Source organism: Sphingomonas natans, from assembly GCF_030546695.1.
GTDB lineage: Bacteria > Pseudomonadota > Alphaproteobacteria > Sphingomonadales > Sphingomonadaceae > Sphingomonas_I > Sphingomonas_I natans.
This window is the reverse complement of the sequence record NZ_JAUOTP010000004.1, coordinates 144,992-168,075: the sequence shown is the minus strand read 5'-3', so window position 1 is coordinate 168,075 and position 23,084 is coordinate 144,992. Positions and strand designations below refer to the sequence as shown.

25 protein-coding genes are annotated in these 23,084 nt (G+C 68.0%); 12 read left to right on the top strand and 13 right to left on the bottom strand.

What is annotated here, in order from left to right:
• Positions 1 to 24: 24 nt before the first annotated feature.
• Positions 25 to 954, top strand: a complete 930-nt coding sequence (locus Q4F19_RS10405) for a DUF808 domain-containing protein (protein WP_303542271.1) — start codon at positions 25 to 27, stop codon at positions 952 to 954.
• Here the strand turns inward: Q4F19_RS10405 and Q4F19_RS10400 are convergent.
• On the bottom strand, positions 951 to 1,829 hold the full coding sequence (locus Q4F19_RS10400; RefSeq protein WP_303542269.1) for an alpha/beta fold hydrolase: 879 nt from the start codon (positions 1,827 to 1,829) through the stop codon (positions 951 to 953). The genes Q4F19_RS10405 and Q4F19_RS10400 overlap by 4 nt on opposite strands.
• Before the next feature lie 91 nt (positions 1,830 to 1,920).
• Here Q4F19_RS10400 and Q4F19_RS10395 point away from each other — a divergent pair, with 91 nt between their 5' ends.
• Positions 1,921 to 3,426, top strand: a complete 1,506-nt coding sequence (locus Q4F19_RS10395; RefSeq protein ID WP_303542267.1) for a M28 family peptidase — start codon at positions 1,921 to 1,923, stop codon at positions 3,424 to 3,426.
• Between the two features lie 46 nt (positions 3,427 to 3,472).
• Complete coding sequence (locus tag Q4F19_RS10390) at positions 3,473 to 3,670, top strand: hypothetical protein (protein WP_303542266.1); 198 nt, start codon at positions 3,473 to 3,475, stop codon at positions 3,668 to 3,670.
• Between the two features lie 127 nt (positions 3,671 to 3,797).
• Here Q4F19_RS10390 and Q4F19_RS10385 read toward each other — a convergent pair whose 3' ends face one another.
• The 5 genes from Q4F19_RS10385 to Q4F19_RS10365 all read right to left on the bottom strand — a co-directional run bounded on the left by Q4F19_RS10385 (position 3,798) and on the right by Q4F19_RS10365 (position 11,653).
• A complete protein-coding gene (locus Q4F19_RS10385; protein ID WP_303542264.1) occupies positions 3,798 to 5,171 on the bottom strand; it encodes a class II 3-deoxy-7-phosphoheptulonate synthase in 1,374 nt (457 codons plus the stop codon).
• A gap of 224 nt (positions 5,172 to 5,395) precedes the next feature.
• Positions 5,396 to 6,241, bottom strand: coding sequence for a metallophosphoesterase (locus tag Q4F19_RS10380; RefSeq protein ID WP_303542262.1), 846 nt, complete (start codon positions 6,239 to 6,241; stop codon positions 5,396 to 5,398).
• A gap of 25 nt (positions 6,242 to 6,266) precedes the next feature.
• Positions 6,267 to 8,099 carry a cytochrome c3 family protein gene (locus Q4F19_RS10375; protein ID WP_303542260.1) on the bottom strand — a complete coding sequence of 611 codons (1,833 nt, stop codon included), beginning with the start codon at positions 8,097 to 8,099 and terminating at the stop codon, positions 6,267 to 6,269.
• Positions 8,100 to 8,106: 7 nt separating this feature from the next.
• The gene (locus Q4F19_RS10370; protein ID WP_303542259.1) at positions 8,107 to 8,976 is read right to left on the bottom strand and encodes a hypothetical protein; all 870 of its coding nucleotides are present in this window, start codon (positions 8,974 to 8,976) and stop codon (positions 8,107 to 8,109) included.
• Positions 8,977 to 9,160: 184 nt separating this feature from the next.
• A complete protein-coding gene (locus Q4F19_RS10365) occupies positions 9,161 to 11,653 on the bottom strand; it encodes a cyclic nucleotide-binding domain-containing protein (RefSeq protein WP_303542786.1) in 2,493 nt (830 codons plus the stop codon).
• Positions 11,654 to 11,747: 94 nt separating this feature from the next.
• Here Q4F19_RS10365 and Q4F19_RS10360 point away from each other — a divergent pair, with 94 nt between their 5' ends.
• From Q4F19_RS10360 to grxD, 9 genes are all read left to right on the top strand, one after another.
• Positions 11,748 to 12,674 carry a tetratricopeptide repeat protein gene (locus Q4F19_RS10360; RefSeq protein WP_303542258.1) on the top strand — a complete coding sequence of 309 codons (927 nt, stop codon included), beginning with the start codon at positions 11,748 to 11,750 and terminating at the stop codon, positions 12,672 to 12,674.
• Entirely contained in the window at positions 12,671 to 13,525 is an 855-nt protein-coding gene (gene phhA, locus Q4F19_RS10355) for a phenylalanine 4-monooxygenase (protein WP_303542256.1), read from the top strand. Before Q4F19_RS10360 ends, phhA begins: the two co-directional genes overlap by 4 nt.
• A gap of 162 nt (positions 13,526 to 13,687) precedes the next feature.
• A complete protein-coding gene (gene putA / locus Q4F19_RS10350; RefSeq protein WP_303542254.1) occupies positions 13,688 to 16,801 on the top strand; it encodes a bifunctional proline dehydrogenase/L-glutamate gamma-semialdehyde dehydrogenase PutA in 3,114 nt (1,037 codons plus the stop codon).
• Between the two features lie 235 nt (positions 16,802 to 17,036).
• Positions 17,037 to 17,540, top strand: a complete 504-nt coding sequence (locus tag Q4F19_RS10345; protein ID WP_303542251.1) for a VOC family protein — start codon at positions 17,037 to 17,039, stop codon at positions 17,538 to 17,540.
• Positions 17,537 to 18,229, top strand: a complete 693-nt coding sequence (epsC, locus tag Q4F19_RS10340; protein WP_303542250.1) for a serine O-acetyltransferase EpsC — start codon at positions 17,537 to 17,539, stop codon at positions 18,227 to 18,229. The genes Q4F19_RS10345 and epsC overlap by 4 nt, the downstream gene beginning before the upstream one ends.
• A gap of 32 nt (positions 18,230 to 18,261) precedes the next feature.
• Entirely contained in the window at positions 18,262 to 18,597 is a 336-nt protein-coding gene (locus tag Q4F19_RS10335; RefSeq protein ID WP_303542249.1) for a DUF2794 domain-containing protein, read from the top strand.
• Between the two features lie 224 nt (positions 18,598 to 18,821).
• On the top strand, positions 18,822 to 19,145 hold the full coding sequence (locus Q4F19_RS10330; RefSeq protein WP_303542247.1) for a DUF1476 domain-containing protein: 324 nt from the start codon (positions 18,822 to 18,824) through the stop codon (positions 19,143 to 19,145).
• Between the two features lie 10 nt (positions 19,146 to 19,155).
• Positions 19,156 to 19,389 carry a BolA family protein gene (locus Q4F19_RS10325; protein ID WP_303542245.1) on the top strand — a complete coding sequence of 78 codons (234 nt, stop codon included), beginning with the start codon at positions 19,156 to 19,158 and terminating at the stop codon, positions 19,387 to 19,389.
• A gap of 20 nt (positions 19,390 to 19,409) precedes the next feature.
• A complete protein-coding gene (grxD, locus tag Q4F19_RS10320) occupies positions 19,410 to 19,748 on the top strand; it encodes a Grx4 family monothiol glutaredoxin (RefSeq protein ID WP_303542244.1) in 339 nt (112 codons plus the stop codon).
• A 169-nt stretch (positions 19,749 to 19,917) separates the two neighbouring features.
• Here the strand turns inward: grxD and xth are convergent, their stop codons facing one another.
• The 7 genes from xth to Q4F19_RS10285 all read right to left on the bottom strand — a co-directional run bounded on the left by xth (position 19,918) and on the right by Q4F19_RS10285 (position 23,070).
• The gene (gene xth, locus Q4F19_RS10315; RefSeq protein ID WP_303542242.1) at positions 19,918 to 20,694 is read right to left on the bottom strand and encodes an exodeoxyribonuclease III; all 777 of its coding nucleotides are present in this window, start codon (positions 20,692 to 20,694) and stop codon (positions 19,918 to 19,920) included.
• A gap of 58 nt (positions 20,695 to 20,752) precedes the next feature.
• Positions 20,753 to 21,010 carry a hypothetical protein gene (locus Q4F19_RS10310; protein ID WP_303542240.1) on the bottom strand — a complete coding sequence of 86 codons (258 nt, stop codon included), beginning with the start codon at positions 21,008 to 21,010 and terminating at the stop codon, positions 20,753 to 20,755.
• Between the two features lie 91 nt (positions 21,011 to 21,101).
• The gene (locus tag Q4F19_RS10305) at positions 21,102 to 21,320 is read right to left on the bottom strand and encodes a DUF4170 domain-containing protein (protein WP_303542238.1); all 219 of its coding nucleotides are present in this window, start codon (positions 21,318 to 21,320) and stop codon (positions 21,102 to 21,104) included.
• A gap of 31 nt (positions 21,321 to 21,351) precedes the next feature.
• Positions 21,352 to 21,951, bottom strand: coding sequence for an MlaC/ttg2D family ABC transporter substrate-binding protein (locus Q4F19_RS10300; protein WP_303542236.1), 600 nt, complete (start codon positions 21,949 to 21,951; stop codon positions 21,352 to 21,354).
• A 102-nt stretch (positions 21,952 to 22,053) separates the two neighbouring features.
• Positions 22,054 to 22,491 (bottom strand): hypothetical protein, encoded by a 438-nt coding sequence (locus Q4F19_RS10295; protein ID WP_303542234.1) that lies wholly within the window; start codon positions 22,489 to 22,491, stop codon positions 22,054 to 22,056.
• Complete coding sequence (locus Q4F19_RS10290) at positions 22,488 to 22,766, bottom strand: DUF3618 domain-containing protein (RefSeq protein WP_303542232.1); 279 nt, start codon at positions 22,764 to 22,766, stop codon at positions 22,488 to 22,490. The genes Q4F19_RS10295 and Q4F19_RS10290 overlap by 4 nt, the downstream gene beginning before the upstream one ends.
• 1 nt (position 22,767) lies before the next feature.
• Positions 22,768 to 23,070 carry a phage holin family protein gene (locus tag Q4F19_RS10285; protein ID WP_303542230.1) on the bottom strand — a complete coding sequence of 101 codons (303 nt, stop codon included), beginning with the start codon at positions 23,068 to 23,070 and terminating at the stop codon, positions 22,768 to 22,770.
• Positions 23,071 to 23,084 lie beyond the last annotated feature (14 nt).

The following is a 23,084-nucleotide window of genomic DNA, read 5'->3' as shown; positions in this document are numbered from 1 at the left end:
CCTGTCCCTGCACCAAGGATCCCCATGGCCTCCGGTCTCGTAGCGCTGCTCGACGACATTGCCGGCATCACCAAGCTCGCCGCGGCGAGCCTGGATGACGTCACCGCCGCCGCCGGCAAGGCGGGCAGCAAGGCGGTGGGCGTTGTCGTCGACGATACGGCGGTGACGCCGCGCTACGTGATGGGGCTCTCGCCCGAGCGCGAGCTGCCGATCATCGCCAAGATCGCGGTAGGGTCGCTGCGCAACAAGCTGCTGATCCTGTTGCCCGCGGCGCTGCTGCTGAGCGCCTTCGCGCCATGGGCGATCACGCCGCTGCTGATGCTGGGCGGCTGCTTCCTCTGCTACGAGGGCGGCGAGAAACTGATCGAGGCGGCAAGCGGCGAGGCGCATGACGACGCGGCCGAGAGCGCGGCGACCCCGGCCGAGCTGGAAAAGCAGAAGGTGTCCGGTGCGATCCGCACCGACCTGATCCTGTCTGCCGAGATCATGGCGATCGCGCTGAGCGATGTTGCGACCTCGCCGATCCTGACGCAGGCCTTGGCGCTGATCCTCGTCGCGATCGGGATCACCGCGGGCGTCTATGGCGTGGTCGGGCTGATCGTGAAGATGGACGATATCGGCCTGCATCTGTCGCGCCGGCAGGGCACGGCGATCCGGGCGATCGGGCGTGGGCTGGTCAAGGGCATGCCCGTCGTGATGTCGGCGCTGGCGTCGATCGGGACGGTGGCGATGCTGTGGGTTGGCGGCGGGATCCTCGTCCACGGGATGGAGGTGCTGGGCTTCGGCGCTCTGGCGCATCTGATTCACGGCGCGGGCGAAACAGCCGCTCATGCGCTGCCGGCGATCGGCGGGTTCGTCGCGTGGGCGATCGGGGCGATCGGCGCGGGGATCGTCGGGCTCCTCGTCGGCGGCGTGCTCGCGCTCGGGCTCCACAAGCTGCGGCCGGCGCTCTAATCCGCGGCGAGGAAATCCCGCACCGCCGCCAGGACCGCGGCGGGCTGGTCGTGCTGGACCCAGTGACCCGCGTCCGCGACGACGATCCGGCTCGCGTCGGGGAAATCGAGCGGCTGCCGGCCGGGCGCGCCGCAGCTTTGGGCGCCGTCGAGGATCAGGACCCGTGCCGCGACCTGCCAGCGCAGGCGGCGGCGTTCCTCGGGCGAGATATCGACCGGCGTCCTGACGCGGGCGCTGGGATCGAACTTCCAGCGGCGCATGCCGTCTTCGCCGAGGCGGCTGCCATGTTCGGCCAGATGCCGCGCCAGATCGTCCGAGAGGCTGGGATTGGTCACCTGCATCCGCGCGGCGGCCTCGCCGATGCTCGCATAGGGGCGGGGAGACGCGCGGCCGGCCCGGCGGATCTTCTCGAAGAAGGTGACGATGCGCTGTTCGACGGGCACCGCGAGCCGCTCCGCCTCACCATCGAAGCGGCTCGCGCTGTCGAGCAGGACGAGGCGTGTCACCGCCGCCGGATACAGGCCGGCGAAGCGTAGCGCGACGAAGCCGCCGAACGAGTGGGCGACGATCGGCGCCGATTCGAGGCCCAGCGCCTCGTAGAGCGCGAGCAGATCGAAGACGTGCGCGGTGATCGAATAATGGCTGTCGCTCGACCAGCCGCTGTCGCCGTGGCCGCGCAGATCGGGCGCGATGACCCGGAAGCGATCGGACAGCGCGCGCGCGAGCGGATCCCAGCTGCGGCAATGATCATTTCCGCCGTGCAGCAGGATCAGCGGCGGAAGATGCGCGCCGCCCCAATCGACATAATGAAGATCGAGCCTCTGCGAGCGGAACGTCCGCGAGACCGGCGGGCCTGTCATGCCGTCTTGAACCATGCGCGCGCGGCTCTGTCCACCGCGCCGGATGCACGGCAAGCCTTGCGTTCCGCGCCAAGGCTGCGACACCTGCTGCGACGGGGGGACCGCGATGCTGGTGTCGTTCTTGCTTGCCGCCGCTGCCGCAGGGCATCGGCCTCCACGCGCGGCGCCTGCGCCCGATCGCGACACCGCCGCCTGGTGGCAGGCGACGCAGGCGCTGTCGGGGGACGACATGGAGGGGCGCGATACGGGATCGCCCGGCTATGATCGCGCGGCGCAGCTCGTTGCGGCGAGCTTCGCCAAAGCAGGGCTGAAGCCGGCGGGGGACAATGGCTCCTTTTTCCAGACGCTGAAGCTCAACGACGTCACGATCGAGAGGGAGGGGACCAGCCTTGCGGTCGGCGGTCGGCCGCTGCGCTTCCTGCAGGATCTGACGCTGCGCGCCTCGCCGGGAATGCCGACGCAGCTGGACGCGGGGATCGCCTTTCGCGGCTATTGCGGGCGCGACGCGATGGGCGCGGTGCAGGGCAAGATCGTGCTCTGCTACGGCACGCGCAAGAAGGGCCTGCCCGCACCCGCCGAGCGGGCCGAGGCGGCGAAGGCGGGCGGCGCGATCGGGCTGCTGACGATCGCCGATCCGTCGTTCACGGTGGAGCCGCCGCGCTGGCCCGCGGCTTATGCCCGGACGGTAACCCTGGAGGGCGAGAAGCCGCCGGCCAATGACGCGATGCTCATCGGTTCGGTCAATGCCGAGGCGCTGGGGGCGCTGATCGCGGGCAGCGGGCAGGATGCGGCGGCGATCATCGCCGAGGGGAGCGCGGGGCGCCCCCTCCCGAGCTTCGACGCCGGGCGGCTGACCGCGCATATCGCGCTGTCGCACCGGGCGCTGCGATCCGACAACGTGTTGGCCATGCTGCCGGGGACCGATCCGGCGCTGAAGCATGAGGTCGTCGTCGTCTCGGCGCATCTCGACGGCTATGGCTTTGGCGAGGCCGTCGACGGCGATGTGCTGTACAATGGCGCGTTCGACGATGCCGCTTATGTCGCCTTGCTGGAGCGGCTGGCGGAGCGGCGCGCGGGCAAGGGCTATCGCCGGTCATTGCTATTCGCGGCTTTCACCGGCGAGGAGAAGGGGCTGCTCGGCGCGGTCCACTTCACCGCGCACCCGACCGTGCCGATCGCGACCATCGTCGCCGACATCAATCTCGACCAACTCCGGCCAATCTTCCCGCTCGATCTGCTGACCGTCCATGCGCTCAACGAAAGCACATTGGGCGACGATGTCCGCGAAGTGGCGGCCAAGTCGAGAATCGCGGTGCAGATCGATCCCGAGCCCGAGCGCGGCCTGCTCGCCCGCGCCGACCATTGGCTGTTCATCGAGCACCATATTCCGGCGACGGGTTTCGTCTTCGGCTACCGGCCCGGATCGCCTTCGGAAGCGATCTACCGGGGCTGGTACGAGACGCGCTACCACCGGCCGCAGGATGATCTGAGCCAGCCGATCGATTGGGCGGCGGCGGGCAAGTTCAACCGCTTCTTCTACGATCTGACCGCCAAAGTGGCGGACGCGCCGACGCGGCCGACATGGAAGCCGGGCAGCGCCTACGCCAATTAAGCGTCTTCCCCTCCCTTTCGGGGAGGGGAGCAGGTAAGGTGCGGCGATGCGCACCACCTCCGACCAGGACGCCGTCCGGCTCTATCATCTCGATCCCGACAGCGGCGCGACGACGACCCTGCTGTACGGCACGCTGGCCGAGGCTCTGGCGGCGGCGGAGGCCGAGCCCGAGGATGTGCAGGACGGGCTGTTCCTTCAGACCAGCAACGATGTCGTCGCCTATCTGGACTTCGTCGGCGGCTAAGGCCGCAACGGTTTCAGGCACGCATTCCGAAATGTCCCCGCCGCGACAGATCGTTGCGCGCGCTCAAAGGGCCCCGATGCGCGGACGACGGGGCGGCGGGGCGGAACGCTGGGGCGGATGGAGAGCCTTACGCAGCCACCCGCTCCCGATCGCGCATTTCCTGGTTGAGCATTTCGGCCAGCAGGAACGCCAGCTCGATGCTCTGGCCCGCGTTCAGGCGCGGGTCGCAGTGCGTGTGGTAGCGGTCGGCGAGGCCCTGTTCGGTCACCGCGATCGCGCCGCCCGTGCATTCGGTGACGTTCTGGCCGGTCATCTCGGCGTGGATGCCGCCGCCGTGCGTGCCCTCGGCTCTGTGGACGGCGAAGAAGCCGCGCACCTCGGCGAGGATGCGCTCGAAGGGCCTCGTCTTGTAGCCGTTGGCGGCCTTGATGACATTGCCGTGCATCGGATCGCACGACCAGACGACCGGGCGCCCCTCGCGCTTCACCGCGCGCACGAGCTTGGGCAGATGCTTCTCGATCTGATCATGGCCGTAGCGCGTGATCAATGTGATGCGTCCGGGGACGCGCGCGGGATCGAGCGTGTCGAGCATTCGCAGCAACGCATCGGGATCGAGGCTGGGGCCGCATTTCAGGCCGATCGGATTGCCGACGCCGCGCAGATATTCGACATGCGCCGAGCCTTCGAAGCGCGTGCGATCGCCGATCCAGACCATGTGCGCGGACGTGTCGTACCAGTCGCCGGTCAGGCTGTCCTGACGGGTGAGCGCCTGCTCATACTGGAGCAGGAGCGCCTCGTGGCTCGTGTAGAAGCTGGTGCCGGCGAGCTGGGGGACGGTCGAGGGGTTGATCCCGCACGCGGCCATGAAGCCCAGGGCATCGCCGATGCGATCGGCGAGCTGCTGGTACTGCGCGGCCCAGGGGCTGCGGCCCATGAAATCGAGCGTCCAGCGGTGGACCTGCTGGAGGTTCGCATAGCCGCCCTGCGCGAAGGCGCGCAGCAGATTGAGCGTGGCGGCCGACTGCGAATAAGCGCGGATCATGCGCTGCGGATCGGGGATGCGGCTTTCGGGCGTGAAGGCGATGTCGTTGACGTTGTCGCCGCGATAGGAGGGCAGCTCGACGCCGTCGATCGTCTCGGTATTGGCCGAGCGCGGCTTGGCGAACTGGCCCGCCATGCGGCCGACCTTCACGATCGGCATCTTCGAGGCATAGGTCAGGACGACCGCCATCTGGAGGATGACGCGGAACGTGTCGCGGATATTGTCCGGGTGGAATTCGGCGAAGCTCTCGGCGCAATCGCCGCCCTGGAGCAGGAAGGCCTTGCCCGCGGCGACCTGCGCCAGATCGGCGGTGAGCGCGCGCGCCTCCCCGGCGAAGACGAGCGGCGGATAGCGACGCAGCTCCGTCTCGGCGGCTTCCAGAGCCACCTGATCGGGATATTCCGGGAGCTGCCGCGCTTCGTGATTGCGCCAGCTGTCGGGCGTCCAGTTCGTCGCCATGCATTCGGTCCTTTCGAGCGGGCGCACGTAGGGGATGTGGCGGGGAATCTCAACGGTGGGGGCGTGAGATGCCGCACCTTCGAGACCGACGTCTTTCCGTTCGTTTCGAGCGGAGATCGAGCCTGTCGAGATCGAAGTCGAGAAATCGCGCGCCAGCTTCGGGCAGGTTCTCGACGGACGCTTCTCGACAAGCGCGAAGCTGCTCGAACCGAACGGCTTGGGGGTTACCCTGCGCGTTCGGCCAGCATCGAGGCGATCATCGGCTGGAGCTTGTCGGTGTAGCTGGCGAGGACCTGCGGCGGGCAGCCGCCGAACAGGGTCGTCAGGCGATCGCCGTGCCAGCAATGCAGCGCGAAGCCGGGATCGCCATCCTCGATCAGTGGGCGATCGTCGGGATGCGCGGCGTCGATCGGGGTGAGGACGAGGCTGACCTCGGGCGCTGTCGAAGGGCAGATGATGAGCGGGAGCTTCGACCAGCTCGTGTGGCTGGAGCGGTGGACGTGGCCCGAGACGAGCCCGATCACCTGCGCGTGGCCGGCGATCGCCGCGTTCAGGCGCGCGATCCAGGGTTCGGTAGGGGCCGGGTCCATCCAGGGGATGCCGACGCTCTGGGGCGGGTGGTGGAGGAAGACGAGCGTGGGCCGGTCGGGCGCCTCGGCCAGGCGCGCGGCGAGCCAGGCGGCGCGGATCTCGCAGAAGGCGCCGCCGTGGCGGCCTTCCTCGAGCGTATCGAGCAGGATCAGGCGAAGATCGGTGCCCTCGATGACATGCTGGAGGAAGCCATCGGGCATCGGCGCATCGGGGAAGACCTGCGCGAGGGGGCCACGCAGATCGTGATTGCCGGCCATCAGGTGGACGGGCATCGGGCAGCGCGCGAGCGCCTTGGCGAGGACGGTGTAGCTTTCCGCGTCGCCATATTCGGTGAGGTCGCCCGAGGCGATCAGCAGATCGGGCAGCGGATCGAGCGCGAGGATGCGATCGAGCACGCGATTGAGGCGGCGGAGATTGGGCTCGTCCGGGTGGGCGCGCTCGAATCCGATATGCAGATCGGAAATCTGCGCGATCAACATCGGTGATGTGCCCCCCGTCACCTTCCTACCCACTATCCCTTACGGACGCGGCGGGCGAAGGTTGCGCGAACTTTCGCTTTTCCTGACGCTGCGCGGCGGTGGCGCCGCGGCGATCATCCTTGTGATAGACGTGGCACATCGCGCAGTTCGAGGCGACCTGCGCCTTCTTGGCGATGCCCCCGCCATTCTCGCCGACATGGCAATTGCGGCAGGTGGCGATGCCGGGGATCAGCACCTCGCGCGCGTCGTTCGACTTGGGCGCATTGTGACAGCTCGCGCAGCTTTCGGTGGCGTGCGCGCGGTGATCGAACCAGCCGTTGACGTAGAAATGATCGGGCAGGGTGACGGGGGCGATCTTGTAATCGACCGCGCCGGCGCGCGACGGGCCGGTGATCCGGTGGCAATCGGCGCACGTACCATTCGGCGCGAAGAGCGCGCGGATCGCTTGGCCCGTGCTGCCGCCGGGGGCGGCGAGCGAGGCGAGCTGCGCGGCCGCGAAATCGCCCGGACGCTTGCGCGCATAGCCTTCGAGCGGCTGGACCGAGGTGCCGCCGCCCGCGCCGTAGAAATCGCGGACCTGCGCGATCGCCTGCGCGACATCGCCGTGACGCAGCGTGCGGACCTGCCCGTCGCGGCGGCCGAAGGCCAAGCTGTGGCAGGACTGGCAATCCTTCTCCATCGTCACCGGCTGGAAGCCCGCGCCGCTGGGATCGGGCGTGTGGCAGCCCGCGCATTCGAGCCCGCCCTGCTTCACCTGGCCCAGCGCCTGCGCCATGCGCGCGACGCCGTTGGTCGCCGAGAGGTGGAGATCGTGCGGGAAGAGCAGCCCCGTCTCCTGGCGCGGATGCGCGTCGAGCGACGTGCGGCGGAAGACCGGATTCGCGCCGGGCTGGATCAGGATGGCGGGGCGGAATTGCGGGTGCGCGGTGCCGAAATCCTTCGTGTCGCCGAGTGCCGTCTCGGGCAGCTTGGCCTTCAGATCGCTGTGGCAATCCGCGCAGAATTTCTGGTTGGGCGCGGCGATCTGCATCGCCTGCCCCTTATGCTCCGTGTGGCAATCGACGCAGCGCCCGGCGGGGCGATTGAAGGCGTGCGCGACCGCGAGGCTGAGCTTGCCGCCGATCGTGTCGGGCGCCAGCGCGACGCGCAGTTTCTCAGGATCGGCATGATCGTGGACGCTGGCGTGGCAGGTCTTGCAGCTGTCGTCGCGGACCGAGACGAACGCCTTGGTGTGACAGGCGGTGCAATTGTTCTGGAGGCTGGCGTGCGCGGCGGAGAGCGGGCCGGCCGACCAGCTGCGATCGCCGTGGAAGCCCGCGGCGCCCGCCATCATCTGTTCGGAGGTCAGCTTCTTGCCGCTGGCGGCCATGTAGGACGCGATCGGCCAGGCCACGAAGGCGAGCAGGACGATCAGCGCGCCCGCCCAGGCGAGCAGGCGGCGCGACGGCGCGACGCCGACGAGCGTGAAGAGCTGGCGTTCGTCGCGCTCCTCGTCGCCCCCGCCGGGCAGGCCGTAGCGCTCGACCGTGACGCCGATCGCGCTCTCGGCCTCGTCCCACGCGATTTCCAGGCGGAAGCCGGCGATGCGGATCTCGGTGCCCGCGCGCGCATCGACTTCGCTCTCGAGCGTCGAGCGGCCGTCGATCGTGAAGGGGATGCCCGCGACCGCGCGGACGATCAGCCGGTGCGGGCCGGTCTGGATCAGCTCGGCGTGATTGAGCGTGACCTCGAGATCGGTGAGGACGATGTCCGAGGCGGGATCGCGCCCGACGGTGATGCGGGCGTCTTCGAGACGGCGGCTGCGCCTAATCTCGCGCCCGGTGGCGGATACGGAGACGGCGTGGATCAGGAACGACATGCCGCCCTCACCAGTAGAAGAAGACGGAGACGACATGCGCGATCAGCGCCGCGATCAGCGCGATCGTCGACGGTACGTGCACGTAGAGCCAGATTTCGAGGATCGCGCGCAGGCGCAAATGACGCTGCAATTGCGCGACGAGACCATGTTTCTGGCTGAGCAGGGACAGCAAGCGCGCCAGCGCATCGGCGGGGATCTCGCCCGCCATCGTGCGCAGATCATGCTCGGCGCGCGTCGTCGCATTGTCGAGCTTGCCCGAGCGCAGCCGCGCGCGCAGCCCGCCGCCGAACGCATCCTCGTCGAGGCTCGCCTGGATGACGCCCGCCGCCCGCGCGTTGAGCGGCTGCGCGGCCGAATGAAGCTGGCGATCGATCGCGCGCAGCCCCTCCAGCATCTGCGTCTCGGTCAGCTCGCCGCGGTTCTCGGACAGGCGCGACGGCAGCGACGCATAGACCGCGACGCCGAACAGCCCTGACAGGATGACGAGCATCATCAGCGCATAAGCGAGCGTGTGGACGTTCCAGCCGAAATGGAAGCCGGTGTGGAGCGTGCCGATCACGACGAGCGACAGGCCCAGCCAGACATGCGCCGACGTCCACGCCTTCAACGACCAGACGCCCGGCGACATGCGCCGCTTGCGGATGCCGAGCGCGGTCAGCCACAGGATCAGGCCGAAGCCGATCGTGCCGAGCGTGTAGCCGTAGACCGTGTCGCCCTCGGGACGCGGGATCGGATTGTCGAACGCGTAGATCAGGATCAGGACGAGGCAGAGCAGAGAGGCGATCTTCGCCCAGCGCCAGTTGCGGTGGCGCAGGAAGCTGTCGTGGAGGACCGCACCGGAGCGGCGGACCTGCTTGCGATCGGAGCGCGTGGCCATCAGCGCGGGCCCTCCGATGTTTCGCGCCATCCGTTGGGTTCGACCAGCATCGAGCTTGTCGAGATGCGACCGTCGAGAACATGCCTCGAGCGTGCCTTCTCGACTACGGTTCTCGGCAGGCTCGAACCTTCGCTCGAAGCGAACGGGGAGGGGCGGGGGGCGGCGGGGCTCGCAGGCACGGCGCTCACCGCTCCGCTCCCAGTCGCGCCACCGTCAAAAATTCCTCCGGAGCGACGCGGATCGCCGCGCCGGTCGGGCAGGCGCGGACGCAGGCGGGGCCGCCGTCTATGCCCGAGCACATGTCGCACTTGATCGCCTTCTTCGGCTTCTCGACGCCGGCGGGCATATTGTCGTGCGACCATTTGTGCGAGGGCTCGCCCGGCCCGGGGCCGCGCCCGAAGAGCAGCCACGAGAGCAGGCCCGGCTTCTTGGGCGGGACCTTGTCGAGCCGGATCACGCCATACGGGCAGTTGCGCGCGCAATTGCCGCAGCCGATGCAGCTGTCGTCGACGAAAACCTCGCCGTCCGGGCCGCGATGGATCGCGTTGGGCGGGCAATCGGCCATGCAGTGCGGATGCTCGCAATGGCGGCACGAGGTCGGGACGTGGAGATGCGCGTAGGTGCGGCCGGCCTCGCGATCGAGGCGCGACAGGCCCTCGTGGCTGTCGGCGCAGGCCTTCTCGCAATTGTCGCAGCCGACGCAGAGTTTCTCGTCGATCAGCAGCACGTCGGTCGCTTCGCCGATGCCATTCTCGATGAGGAAGTTGGCGACCGAGGAATACATGTCGACCGCGCCGCCGAAATCGGCCTTGCGATCCTCGATGAAGCCGTTGACCTGGCGGCGCGCGGCCATGTCGCGCGTCGCGCGCTCCAGCAGCGCCGGATGCTTCTGGAGCAAGGCGGCGAAGGCGTCGCCGTCGATGCGCAGCACTTCGGAGCGGATCGCGGCGCGAACGGTGGCGGTGCGCGTGCCGCCGTCGATCAGCGCCATCTCGCCCACATAGGAGCCGGCGGGCAGATAGGAGAGGAAGATCGGCTTTCCGCCGACCTTCTTCTCGACGATCATTGAGCCCGAGCGGACGACATAGATGTCGCGGCCCTCGTCGCCCTCGACGAGGATCGCCTCGCCGGCTTTGATCTGCTTGATCTCCGAATGCGTCATCACATCGGCGAGATCGGCGGGGGTCAGCCCCGAGCCGAACATCTGCAGCAATTGCCGTTCGGTGGAGATTCGGATGATTGTGCGCTTCACCGCGGGCACCTGGCTCATCAGCTTGAGCGCGGCCGAGCGCGGGATTTCGAGCAGGACGCAGGGCTTGGCGGCGCGCACGGTCGAGCCGCGGCGGCGGCCCGAGATCAAGCCGACCTCGCCGAAGATCGAGCTCTCGCCGATCATCACGTCGGTGCCGGGCGCGACCTCGACCGCGACCGCGCCGGCGGCGACCGCGAACAGCGACGAGCCGGGATCGTTGCGACGGAAGATCGTCTCGCCCGCGGCAAAGGCCGCGATCTCGCTGTCGAGCATGAATTCGCGCATCTGCAGCGGCGAGAGATCGTGGAGGATCTCGACATGCTCGCGCAGATAATCGAGCCAGCCGGTGACATCGTCGGTGCGCGCGAGGCCCCTCGGGAGGCCTGAGAACTTCTGTTCGAGGATCGGCTCGTCGGCGGGCTTCAGCGCTGTATTGCCGGCGATGAACTCGATGACGTCATAGCCCTGGTTCATGCAGTGCTTGATCAGCGGATAGCCCGCGAGCGCGCCGATCACGAAGATGCCGGGGACGGTCGATTCGAAGGTCGGCGTGAGCTTCGGGTACGAGATGCGATCAGCGCTCGCGAACTGGACGCCGGTGCCGGGGACGACCGACTTCCGCCCGTCCTTGTCCTCGAAGCTCGCGCAGCATGCCTCGACGAAGGCGCGCGGCGGGGCCGAGCCGATCCGCGCGATCGTGCGGTTGCACGGCACGGTGACCGATCCGTCGCGCGCATCGAAAGTGATCGTGTCTGCGCCGATCGCGGCGGTGTTGGTCTCGCGCATCACCGTCATCCGCCCTTCGGCCTCGGCGGCCATCAGCAGCTTGACGTTCGCGTCCTTGGCGGTCGGGAAATCGGCGCCGATATTGACGAGCGTGACGGTGTTGCGCTGCTCGGGATCGGCGATCAGGCCGAGCGCATTCTCGATCCCCGCATCGCCGCCGCCGATGACGGTGATATGTTCGTCGATATATTCGGCGGGATCGTCGAGCGTATATTGGACGGTGGCATTGTCATCGACCGGGCAGCGCATCCGGTTCGGATTGCCCTGCGTGCCGATGCCGAGCACGATCGTCTCGGCCTTCACATCGGGCTTGCCCTTGATGCTGATCGTGAAATCGCCAGCCTGGCCGGTGACGGCGACGACCTCCGCCTCCATCAGCACGTTGACCTTGTGGCCTTCGGTACCCTCGTTCCAGGCGCCGAGAATCACCTCGCGCTTGCCCGCCGCAAAATCGAGATCCGATCGCAACACCAGCTGGGCCGGCGTCGCCATGACGTGCTTGCCCTTCTGATATTTGTAGATCGTATCGGAGAGGTGATCGGTCTTCTCGATCAGCACATGATCAAGGCCCAAAGCGGCGGCATGCGCGGCAGCGCTCAGGCCCGCCGGTCCCGACCCAATAATGGCGACGCGATGCATCGTCACGGATGTCCCCCCACTTCCCCTGTGCTTGCTCTAGCATCCCTGCGGCGGGAGGCTAGAGGGGGAGTGGATTTTGGGGGGAGAGCGGGAATTGGCGGACGGGGGCGGTTTCGGGGCGAGCCGGATCGGGCTGTACGCGCTGGTGCTGGCGGGCGTGGCGGCGGTCGTCGCGCTGGGGCTGCGCTATCGCGAGGGCGGAGTGGACAAGGGCGCGGCGCCGAGCGCAGCGGCGCCCGCCGCGACGCCGGGCGACGTCAGCGGGATGATCGCGGCGCTGGAAGCCAAGCTGAAGGCGAACCCCAAGGACACCGAAGGCTGGCGGATGCTCGGCTGGTCCTATTTCAACCTCAACCGATTCGCGGATGCGGCGAAGGCCTATGCGCGCGCGACCGAGCAGGCGCCGCGCGACGCAAGCCTGTGGTCCGCGCTGGGCGAGACGCTCGTCTATGCGCACCAGAAGGGCGTCGACGACGATGCCGCGCATGCGTTTGGCCGCGCGGTCGAGATCGATCCCAAGGATGCGCGCGCGCGCTATTTTCTCGCGGTGCGCAAGGATCTGCAGGGCGATCACAAGGGCGCGATCGATGACTGGATCGCGGTGCTGCGCGATGCGCCGGCCGATGCGCCTTATGCCGAATCGATCCGGACGCTGATCGAGAAGGTCTCCAAGCGCGAGAAGATCGATGTCGCCGGGCGGATCCCGACCGCGCCTGCGCCGGTGAGCGTGGCGAGCGACGCGATTCCCGGGCCGACGCCCAACCAGATGCAGGATGCGGCGCGGATGACGCCGACGCAGCAGGATGCGCTGGCGCGCGGCATGGTCGATCGCCTCGCCGCGCGGCTCACGCAGCAGCCGCATGACGAGGAAGGCTGGATCCGGCTGATGCGCGCGAAGCTCGTGCTGGGCGACGCGGCCGGCGCCAAGGACGCGCGCGCGAAGGCGCGGGCCGCGTTTGCGGGCGATGCAAGCGCGCTCGGGCGGATCGACGCGGCGGCGAAGGAGCTGGGAGTCGGGTGAGCGAATCGTCGGCCTCGTTGCCCGAAGGCGCCGCCGCCGACTGGACGGTCCCGCAGGATTGGGCGCGCTACACGCCCGCCGAACATGCGATGTGGGATAGGCTGTTCGCGCGGCAGGCGGCGATGCTGCCGGGGCGGGTGACGCCTGAATTTCTGGCCGGGCTCGATCTGCTGCGGATGGACCGGCCGGGCATTCCCGATTTCGAGGCCCTGTCCGCGCGGCTGATGGCGGCGACGGGCTGGCAGGTGGTGGCGGTGCCGGGGCTCGTGCCCGATGCGGTGTTCTTCGATCATCTCGCCAACCGGCGCTTCGTCGCGGGGCGCTTCATCCGCCGGCCCGACCAGCTCGATTATCTGGAGGAGCCCGACGTCTTCCACGACGTGTTCGGGCATGTGCCCCTGCTCGCGAACCCGATGTTCGCCGATTATATGCAGGCCTATGGCCGCGGTGGGCAGCGCGCGGGCGGGCTGGGCGCGATCGAGCGGCTGTCGCGGCTTTACTGGTATACGGTCGAGTTCGGGCTGATCGCGGGGCCGGACGGCCTGCGATTGTACGGATCGGGGATCGTCTCGTCGTTCGGCGAGAGCATGTTCGCGCTCGACGATCCTTCGCCCAATCGGATCGGCTTCGATCTCAAGCGGATCATGCGGACGCGCTACCGGATCGACGATTACCAGCAGAGCTATTTCGTGATTCCGAGTTTCGAGGATCTGCTGCGGCAGACCTTGGAGACGGATTTCGGGCCCTTGTATGATGCGGTCGAAGACATGGCTGATCTCGAGCCGGATGCGGTGCTCGCGGGGGATCGGGTATTCCACTTGGGCACGCAGGCGAGGATGCGCGGCGGCTGACGCCGTCTCCGTTCGATTCGAGCGGAGTTCGAGCGAAGCCGAGAACGCAGTCGAGAAGTCAGCGCGGGCGTTCTCGACGGACGCATTTCGACAAGCTTGATGCTGCTCGAACCGAACGGCGGTGGGGTTGCCGAGGGGCTTCAACGGGGCCAGCTATCGCCCATGACGACCTATGATCCCGCGCGCTGGGACGCGCTCGACGCCCTCAAATATCGCGACGAGAGCGAGGCCGTGCGCGCTTTGCTCGCCGCGCAGCCTTTCTCGGCCGAGGAACGGCGGCGCGTGGCCACGGAGGCGACGCGGCTCGTCGAGGCGGCGCGCGCGTCGGCCGAGAAGCAGGGGGTGGTCGAGAGCTTCCTCCAGCAATTCTCGCTCGGCACGCGCGAGGGGCTGGCGCTGATGTGCCTCGCCGAGGCGCTGCTGCGGACCCCCGATGCCGAGACGCGCGACCGGCTGATCGCCGAGAAGATCGGATCGGCCGACTGGGCGGCGCATCTGGGGCAATCGGACAGTTTGTTCGTCAACGCCTCGACCTGGGGGCTGATGCTGACGGGCAAGCTCGTCGATGTCGACGACGAGGCGAAGCGCGATCTGCCCGGCTTCCTCAAACGGATGACGGCGCGGCTGGGCGAGCCGGTGATCCGCCAGGCGGTGGGCGCGGCGGTGCGGATGATGGGCGAGCAGTTCGTGCTGGGGCGGACGATCGAGGCGGCGCTGTCTCGGGCGAAGAAGGAGGGCTATCTCTGCTCGTTCGACATGCTGGGCGAGGGCGCGCGGACCGCGGCCGATGCCGAGCGCTACGAGCAGATCTATGCGCGCGCCGTCGCGGCGGTGGGCAAGGCGCGCGGGGCGGGGCTGACGCCCGAGGACGGGCACGGCATTTCGGTCAAGCTCTCGGCTCTATGCCCGCGCTACGAGGCGGTGCAGGAGACGCGCGTCTGGGAGGAACTGTATCCGCGGCTCAGGCGGCTGGCGGTGCTGGCGGCGGCGCACGATCTCAACTTCGCGATCGATGCCGAGGAGGCGGATCGGCTCGTCCTGTCGCTGAAGCTCGTCGATCGCTTGGCGCGCGAGCCTGAGCTTGGCGCGTGGACCGGGCTCGGCGTGGTCGTGCAGGCCTATCAGAAGCGCGGGCTCGCGGTGATCGAGGCGCTGCGAGGGCTCGCCGAGGAGACGGGGCGGCGGATCATGGTCCGGCTCGTCAAGGGCGCTTATTGGGACAGCGAGATCAAGCGCGCGCAGGTGGCGGGGCGGCCGGGCTATCCGGTGTTCACGACCAAGCCGGCGACGGACCTGTCCTATCTCGTCTGCGCCGACGCGCTGGTCGCGGCGAGCCCGCACCTCTATCCGCAATTCGCGACGCACAATGCGCATACGCTGGCAGCGGTGCGGCTGATGGCCGAGCGGGCGGGCGTGACGATCGAGCATCAGCGGCTGCACGGCATGGGCGAGGCGCTCTATCGCTCGGCGGGGCTGGGCGGGGCGGCGCGGCTGCGGGCCTATGCGCCGGTCGGCGGGCATGAAGAATTGCTGCCCTATCTGGTGCGTCGCCTGCTGGAGAATGGTGCGAATACGAGCTTCGTCCACGCGCTGCTGAACGATGCGGTGCCGGCTGGACTGGTCGTCGCCGATCCGATCGCGGCGGTGGAGGCGCAGCCGGGGCCGCATCCGAAGATCGCGCTGCCCGCGGACATCTATGGGGTCGAGCGCAAGAACCCGCTCGGGCGCGATTATTCGATCGGGTCTGAGCGCGAGCGTGCGGCGAAGGCGACCGCGGCGCTGGCGAACGAGACGCTGTCTGCAGGGCCGATCGTCGGCGGCAAATTGCTCGCCGGCAAAGGCGCGGAGCCGATGATGAGCCCGGTCGATGGGACGGTGCTGCTCGGCGGCGTCAGCGAAGCGACAGTGGCCGACATCGACATGGCGGCGAAGCGCGCCAAGGCCGCGCAGCCGCGCTGGGATGCGCTGAAGGGGCGGGGCCGGGCGCGCGTGCTGCGGGCGATGGGCGACGCGCTGGAGGCGGACATGGACCGGCTCGTCGCGCTGCTCGCGCGCGAGGGCGGCAAGACGCTCAACGATGGCGTCGCCGAGGTGCGCGAGGCGGTCGATTTCTGTCGTTATTATGCGCATCTCGCCGAGGTGCAATTCGCAGGCGCCGAGGTGCTCAAGGGGCCGGTCGGCGAGACCAACAGCCTCGAGCTGCGCGGGCGCGGCGTGTTCGCGTGCATTAGCCCGTGGAATTTCCCGCTGGCCATCTTCACCGGACAGATCGCGGCGGCGCTGGCGGCGGGCAATGCCGTGCTCGCCAAGCCCGCCGAGCAGACGCCGTTCGTGGCGGCCGAGGCGGTGCGGCTGTTCCACAAAGCCGGGCTCGATCCCGATCTGCTGGCCTTGCTGCCGGGCGACGGGGCGACGGTGGGCGCGGCCTTGTGCGGGCATTCCTTCGTGGCGGGCGTGGCCTTCACCGGCGGCACGGATACGGCGCGCGCAATCAATCGCCAGCTGGCCGACCGTGACGGGCCGATATTGCCCTTCATCGCCGAGACGGGCGGATTGAACGGGCTGTTCGCCGACACGACCGCATTGCGCGAGCAGGTGGTGGACGACGTGATCGCCTCGGCGATCGGATCGGCGGGGCAGAGATGCTCGGCTTTGCGCGTGCTGTTCGTGGCGAAGGACTCGGCGGACGAGCTGATCGCGACGATCGCGGGCGCGCTGGAGACGTTGGTGGTCGGCGATCCGGCCGATCCGGCGACCGATATCGGCCCGGTGATCGATGCAGAGGCGCGCGCGGCGCTGGAAAGCCATGTCGTGCGGCTTCAGCGCGAGGCGAAGATCGTGCGGCGCCTGGATGTGGGCGCGTGGGGGGCGAAGGGCAGCTATTTCGCACCGGTCATCGCCGAGGTGCCGCGTCCCGATTTCCTCGAGCGCGAGACGTTCGGGCCGATCCTCCACGTTTATCGCTACGATCCCGACGATCTGGCCGACGTGGCGGGCGCGCTGGCGGCGCGCGGCTATGGGCTGACGCTCGGCGTGCACAGCCGGATCGAGCGCTTCGCCGACGAGGTGCGTGCGCTCGTGCCGGCGGGGAATGTGTATGTGAACCGCTCGATCATCGGCGCGGTGGTGGGCGTGCAGCCGTTCGGCGGCGAGGGGCTTTCGGGGACGGGCCCGAAGGCCGGCGGGCCGCATGCCCTGCTGCGCTATGCGGTGGAGCGGGCGCTATCGGTGAATATCACCGCGCAGGGCGGCGATCCGGCATTGCTGAATTTGTAGGCGCTCGCGGGCCTGCGCGGGTGTCCCCACTCCCCTCCCTGAAAGGGAGGGGAGTGGGGGGCGGGTCGCTGTCCAACGGAGCGCTCCGTCGAAGGCGACCCACCCCTCAATCCCCTCCCTTCCAGGGAGGGGAGGTCGTGGCGGCAATTGCTTTATGCCCTCGACTGGGGCGAAAGCAGACGTCACGTCGGGCTGAGAGCGAGCAACCAATTTCGCCCAATCGGGTTGCAACAGAATGCCGCAGGCTCTCTCCGTCATCACGCTCGGCATCGCCGATCTGGCGCGGTCGAAGCGTTTTTATGGCGAGGGGTTCGGCTGGGCGCCGGTTTTCGAGAATGACGAGATCGTCTTCTATCAGCTCAACGGGATCGTATTCGGCACCTGGCTGGCGGACAAGCTTGCGGCGGACATGCAGCGGCCGGCGGCGGGGGTGCCGGCCAGTACGCTCGCGCACAATGTCGGTTCCGAAGAAGAAGTGACCGCGCTGATCGATCGGCTCGCGGCCGCCGGCGGGACGATCCTGCGTGCGGCCGATGCGCCGGCGCATGGCGGGTTTCGCGGCTATGTCGCCGATCCCGATGGGCATGCGTGGGAGATCGCCTGGAACCGGGTTTCGCGATGGACGAAGCGGGCAACGTCACCTTCGGTGTCTGATCTGCGGACATCTGTACCGATCGGTTCTGGAAATTCGTGCGTTAAGCGATTAGATCGCGCCCGCAGGGAGTTCGAACGACCATGAAGCGCGAAGTGATCGCCTATCTCGATTCCGTGAAGGCGCGCGATCCCGCGCCGCGTTCGCGTTGGGAGATCTTGCTTTACCCGGGCGTGTGCGCGCTCGTGTTCCACCGCGCCGCGCACTGGCTGTTCGAGGCCGAGCTCTGGTTCCTTGCGCGCGTCGTCAATCATATCGGCCGGCTGTTTTCGGCGATCGACATCCATCCGGGCGCCAAGATCGGCGCCAACTTCTTCATCGATCATGGTTTCACCGTGATCGGCGAGACCGCGGTCATCGGCGACAATGTGACGATCTACCAGTGCGTGACGCTGGGCGGCACGAACCCCGCCAACGGCGTCGCCGGCAAGCGCCACCCGACGATTGAGGACGATGTGATCATCGGATCCGGCGCGCAGGTGCTGGGGCCGATCACGGTGGGCCAGGGCGCACGGATCGGCGCGAACGCGGTCGTCACGCGCGACGTGCCGCCGGGCGCGACGATGACGGGCATCCCCGCACGCCCCACCTTGGTGGATGCGCAGAATTATAATAGCTTCATTCCCTATGGGACGCCGTGCAGCGAACGCTTCGATCCGCAGACCCAGCAGCTGGAACTGCTGAAGTGCGAGGTCGAGACGCTGCGCGCCCGGCTCGCCTCATTGATCGAGCAGCGCGAGGGCGAAAAGCCGGCGCGGGATCGCGATTGCGCCTGAGCGGATTTCATTCGGATGGGGCGTGACGCCTGATGGGCATCGTCACGCCCTTTCCCGGCCCTGCGCTTGTGCAGGTGGTGTTCGATCGGGGCGAATTGCAGAAGATCCTCGACGTCTATGGCCGGATGGTCGCGGCTGGGCACTGGCGCGATTATGCGATGAATTTCGGGCGCGATGCGGCCTCCTTCGCCTGCTTCCGCCGCACCGCCGAGCGCCCCGAATATCGGATCGAGAAGCGCCCGGCCTTGCGCCTGCGCCAGGGCGAATGGGCGCTGATCGGCGAGGCGGGCGCGGTGCTCAAGCGCGGGCACGAACTAGGGCCGGTGCTCGCGCCGCTGGAGCGCAAGCTGATGAAGCTGGTGGATTGATAAGACGATCTTCTCTCGCCCGCTCATCCTGAGGAGGGACTGAGCTTGGCGAAGGCCCGTCTCGAAGGACCCGCACTGTCGCCACCGTCCTTCGAGACGCCATTTCGACTTCGCTCAATGGCTCCTCAGGATGAGCGGGGTGAGGAATCACGCTGGTTATGCACCTCCGTTGCGCTCGGCGGCGTGCGTGCCTATTTGCCAAACCGAATGTTACGGGAGCCGACATGACCGATTTTTCAGATCGCGAGCGCGCTTTCGAGAGCCAGTTCGCGCGGGAAGAGGAAATGGCGTTCCGCATCACCGCGCGCCGCAACCGGCTGGTCGGCACCTGGGCGGCGGGGCTGATGGGGCTGACCGCCGAAGAGACCGACGCTTATGCGAAGGCGGTCGTCCAGGCCGATTTCGAGGAAGCCGGCGACGAGGACGTGATCCGCAAGCTCCTGGGCGATCTGGTCGGCGCGGGCGTCGACATGGATGACGGGCGCGTCCGCTCGGCGCTGCACGACGCGACCGTCGAGGCGCGCCGCCAGTTGCTCGAAAGCCAGTGAGGACGCGCTGATGCCGATGCAGGCCGACGAGATCGAGACGATGATCCGCGCCGCGATCCCCGATGCGCATGTCGAGATCACCGATCTCGCGGGCGACGGCGATCATTATTCGGCGCGCGTCGTCGCCGAAAGCTTCCGGGGTATGCCCCGCGTCCGCCAACACCAGCGCGTCTATGATGCGCTTGGCGGGCGGATGGGCGGCGTGCTCCACGCGCTGCAGCTCACCACAGCCCTTCCTTCCTGAACCGTCGAGGATATCCTGCCATGACCACCACCACCCAGGACGCGCAGGCCCGCATCGATGCCGCCGTCAAAGCCAATGACGTGCTCCTGTTCATGAAGGGCACGCCGCTCTTCCCGCAATGCGGCTTCTCGAGCCGCGCGATCGCGATCCTCGAGCATCTCGGCGTCGCGTTCGAATCGGTCGACGTCCTGCAGGATCAGGGCGTGCGCCAGGGCATCAAGGACTATTCGAACTGGCCGACGATCCCGCAGCTCTATGTGAAGGGCGAATTCGTCGGCGGATCGGACATCATGATGGAAATGTATGAGAGCGGCGAATTGGCCGAGCTCATGCAGGACAAGGGCGTGGCGGCCGCCTGAGGGCGGCGGCCGGGACCCTTCCTTTCCGTTGGGTTCGAGCTTGTCGAGAACTTTATTGGCTTAGAGCCTGGGATACGTGGCACGGGCTCTCGACTTCGCTCGATCCCTGCGCGTTCTCGACAAGCTCGAACCCAACGGGGCTAGGAAGGGGGAATCCTTTCCGCCCTCCTCACCCGTCCCGCAATTCGATCCAAACCGGCGCGTGATCGCTCGTCTTCTCCCAGCCGCGGACATGCGCATCGACCCCTGCCGCGACGAGCCGATCGGAGAGCGCGGGGCTGAGCAGCAGGTGATCGATGCGCAGCCCCGCGTTGCGGGCATAGGCGTTCCGGAAATAATCCCAGAAGGTGTAGATCGTCTCGTCGGGATGCGTGGTGCGCAGCGCGTCGGTCCAGCCCTGATCCAATAGGCGGAAGTAAGCCGCGCGGGCCTCGGGCGCGAAGAGCGCGTCGTCGAGCCAGCGTTCGGGTTTGTAGACGTCGCGCTCGGTCGGCATCACGTTGAAGTCGCCCGCGATCATGACCGGCAGGCCGCTCTCGATGAGTCCGGCGGCATGATCGATCAGGCGATCGAACCAGCGCAATTTATAGTCGAACTTCGGGCCCGGCCTCGGATTGCCGTTCGGCAAGTAGAGGCCGCCGATCAGGATGCCCGCGACCGCCGCTTCGATATAGCGGCTGTGCGTGTCCTCGGCCTCGCCCGGTAGGCCGCGGCGTGTCTCGTGGATCTCGCCCGCGCGGCTCAGGATCGCGACGCCGTTCCAGCTCTTCTGGCCCTGCCAGATCGCGCGATAGCCGAGCTCGGCGAGCGCTGCTTCGGGAAATTTCTCGTCCGGGGCCTTCAGTTCCTGCAGGCAGACGATGTCGGGCAGCGCCTCGGACAACCAGCGCAGCAGCACGGGCAGGCGGCCGTTGATGCCGTTCACATTGTAGGTAGCGATCTTCATGCGGTGAGCATTGGCATCGCCGGATAATCCGCCGGCGGGCCGAACCGTTCCGCGCGGCTCAGCAGACCATCCGCCGGCCGACCCGCGTGCAGGGCAGGGGCACCCACAATTTGTCGAGCGTCGCGTCGCTTTCGCCGATTTCCGGATCTTTCAGCCCAGGCGTGCGGCGTGCCTGGACGGCGGAGACGCCGGGATCGGCAGCCTCGCTGCCCGCGGGCGCCGGTCGCACGATCGCGCGCGCGGACTCGATCGGCGGTGTCGCCGGTCGGCCCATGAACGTGGTCGTCGCCAGGAGCGCAAAGAGAACGCTGTACATGGTTTATTAACGATTTGCGCAGCGGCGCGTTCCCTGAAAAATCGGGGATTACGACCAATGGCTATTGTAAATGCGCGGAAAAATTCGCGCGTCACACGCCCAGATCGGGCTCTAGCAGCCGGTGCATATGCACGATCACATACCGCATCTCGGCATCGTCGACCGTCTTCTGCGCGGCGCCGCGCCAGGCATTCTCCGCCGATTTGTAATCGGGATAGAAGCCGATGACGTCGAGGCCTGCGAGATCGACGAAATCCAGTTCGCGCGGATCCTTGACCCTGCCGCCGAAGACGAGATGGAGCTTGCTCAACTGCCGTTCCTTCCGTTCGGCGGCAGCCGGATCAGCCGCGCGCCTTCATCTTTTTGATCAGCGCGTCGAATCCCTCGCGCTGGATGACGCTGTCGAAATCCGCCGCCTGCGCCATCGCCACGTTAATGCCGCCCACGCGCAGATTGGCAACCTTCCATGCGCCGCCGACCTGAGAAACCGACCAGACCGCCGGGATCGGCTGGTTGCCGGGCTTGATAACCTGCGTCATCACATCGACGCCGCCGCCTGCGGGCTGGGCGCGGATGATCTTGATCGTCGCATCCGAATATTCGAACAGGCGATCCGCATAAGTGCCGACGATATAGGTGGGCAGCGCCTGCTTGTAGGCGGCCTTCTGCGCGGGCGTGATGGTCGGCAGCCAGCGTCGGACGAGCCGGTCGCCGATCTGATCGACCGCGACGTGGCTGGCGAGCAACGTGCGGAACTGCGCGCGCGCGGCGGCCTTGTTGCCGGTCTTCATCGCGACGAAGCCGTCGGCGGTCAGCGTCTGGATGAAGCGCTGCGGATCGGAGGAATCGACCGCGGCCTGCGCGGGCATCGTCGCCAGCGGCGCTGCGAGCGCAGCCGTCGTGCAGGCCAGAGCGGTGAGGAACGAACGGGTGGGGGTCATGATGGTCTCTCGGATGGTGCGCGATAAAAAGCGCTGAGGTTAGCTAGCGTTCCCGCCGTGAACGCCAGCCGAATGAGCGGCGGGGCGGGCGCCCGGGCGGCCTCAGCCCGAAACCTTGTCCCGCCCGGCGGCGAAAGCCGCGGTGCCGGCGGCGGTCGCGGCCTTTGTCGCCTCGCCCAGCAGGCTCGTCACCTGATCGCGCAGCGTATCCTTGTTGAGCGCGGTGCCCTTGATCGCTTCTGCACCGGCCTCGCGGCCCGCTGCGATCGCGGCGGCAGCGGCGGCGGCGAGCTTGTCGCCAAGCGGGGCCAGCAGCGCCTTCTCTTTGTCGCTGCGCGGGACCAGCGCACCTGCCGCAGCACCGAGCGCGATCCCGCCGAGCAAGGCCGCGAGCGGATTGCTTTCGAGCAGCGACACGGTCGACTGGACCGCGCCCGACGCCTTGTCGCGCGCCGCTTCGTAGGCGGTCGTCACCTTCGACGTCGCGAGCTCCTGGCGCGCGGGCTCGGGCTTTGCAGGCTTCTTGTCGCTCTTGCTCATGAGGGGTCTCCTTCGTTCGATTTGCGGAAATAGAGGCGCGCGCCGATCAGCGCGCCGATGCCGGCGACGACGGCGGACGCGGCGACGGGGCGCTTGCGCACCGCATCGACGGCGTCCTCGGCCATGTCCTCGCTCTTGCGCTTGATGCCATCCAGCGCGTCGCTGGCGAGGCTGGACGGCCGCAGCCGCGCCTGGAGTTCGCGCACTGTCGCCTGCAAGTCGGCGCGCGCGGCGGCCGCACGTGCCCGGGCGGCGAGCAGTTCGGAGTCGGTCACGTCACTTCACCATCGCCGCGAAGCGCCGCACGGCCAGCCAGCCGAGCAGCCCCGCGACGAGGATCGCGATCAGCGCCGCCACGGCGAGACCGCCCGCGACGCCGAGCCATGTCGCCAGCGCCATGCCGAGCGCCGCGACGAGCACGATCACCGCCGCGTTGATCAGGATCAACGCGACGACGATCAGCACCGCGCCGATCTTCGCCGCGCCCGCCCATTTCGCCGCCGTCAATTTGACGAGCGTCAGCTCGGCCTGGACGAAGGCCTTGCCGCTGTCGATCAAGCGCGCGAGCAGCTCGCGCAACGACGCCTCGTGAC

Excerpts from the sequence above, each read along its gene's own strand:
- Q4F19_RS10300 (WP_303542236.1), bottom strand. The coding sequence starts at position 21,951 with ATGACCCCCACCCGTTCGTTCCTCACCGCTCTGGCCTGCACGACGGCT.
- Q4F19_RS10335 (WP_303542249.1), top strand. The coding sequence starts at position 18,262 with ATGGGCATCGTCACGCCCTTTCCCGGCCCTGCGCTTGTGCAGGTGGTG.
- Q4F19_RS10295 (WP_303542234.1), bottom strand. The coding sequence starts at position 22,491 with ATGAGCAAGAGCGACAAGAAGCCTGCAAAGCCCGAGCCCGCGCGCCAG.
- Q4F19_RS10375 (WP_303542260.1), bottom strand. The coding sequence starts at position 8,099 with ATGTCGTTCCTGATCCACGCCGTCTCCGTATCCGCCACCGGGCGCGAG.
- Q4F19_RS10330 (WP_303542247.1), top strand. The coding sequence starts at position 18,822 with ATGACCGATTTTTCAGATCGCGAGCGCGCTTTCGAGAGCCAGTTCGCG.
- Q4F19_RS10370 (WP_303542259.1), bottom strand. The coding sequence starts at position 8,976 with ATGGCCACGCGCTCCGATCGCAAGCAGGTCCGCCGCTCCGGTGCGGTC.
- Q4F19_RS10405 (WP_303542271.1), top strand. The coding sequence starts at position 25 with ATGGCCTCCGGTCTCGTAGCGCTGCTCGACGACATTGCCGGCATCACC.
- Q4F19_RS10325 (WP_303542245.1), top strand. The coding sequence starts at position 19,156 with ATGCCGATGCAGGCCGACGAGATCGAGACGATGATCCGCGCCGCGATC.
- xth (WP_303542242.1), bottom strand. The coding sequence starts at position 20,694 with ATGAAGATCGCTACCTACAATGTGAACGGCATCAACGGCCGCCTGCCC.
- Q4F19_RS10395 (WP_303542267.1), top strand. The coding sequence starts at position 1,921 with ATGCTGGTGTCGTTCTTGCTTGCCGCCGCTGCCGCAGGGCATCGGCCT.
- putA (WP_303542254.1), top strand. The coding sequence starts at position 13,688 with ATGACGACCTATGATCCCGCGCGCTGGGACGCGCTCGACGCCCTCAAA.
- Q4F19_RS10345 (WP_303542251.1), top strand. The coding sequence starts at position 17,037 with ATGCCGCAGGCTCTCTCCGTCATCACGCTCGGCATCGCCGATCTGGCG.
- Q4F19_RS10310 (WP_303542240.1), bottom strand. The coding sequence starts at position 21,010 with ATGTACAGCGTTCTCTTTGCGCTCCTGGCGACGACCACGTTCATGGGC.
- Q4F19_RS10365 (WP_303542786.1), bottom strand. The coding sequence starts at position 11,653 with ATGCATCGCGTCGCCATTATTGGGTCGGGACCGGCGGGCCTGAGCGCT.
- Q4F19_RS10380 (WP_303542262.1), bottom strand. The coding sequence starts at position 6,241 with ATGTTGATCGCGCAGATTTCCGATCTGCATATCGGATTCGAGCGCGCC.
- Q4F19_RS10390 (WP_303542266.1), top strand. The coding sequence starts at position 3,473 with ATGCGCACCACCTCCGACCAGGACGCCGTCCGGCTCTATCATCTCGAT.
- Q4F19_RS10385 (WP_303542264.1), bottom strand. The coding sequence starts at position 5,171 with ATGGCGACGAACTGGACGCCCGACAGCTGGCGCAATCACGAAGCGCGG.
- Q4F19_RS10400 (WP_303542269.1), bottom strand. The coding sequence starts at position 1,829 with ATGGTTCAAGACGGCATGACAGGCCCGCCGGTCTCGCGGACGTTCCGC.
- grxD (WP_303542244.1), top strand. The coding sequence starts at position 19,410 with ATGACCACCACCACCCAGGACGCGCAGGCCCGCATCGATGCCGCCGTC.
- epsC (WP_303542250.1), top strand. The coding sequence starts at position 17,537 with ATGAAGCGCGAAGTGATCGCCTATCTCGATTCCGTGAAGGCGCGCGAT.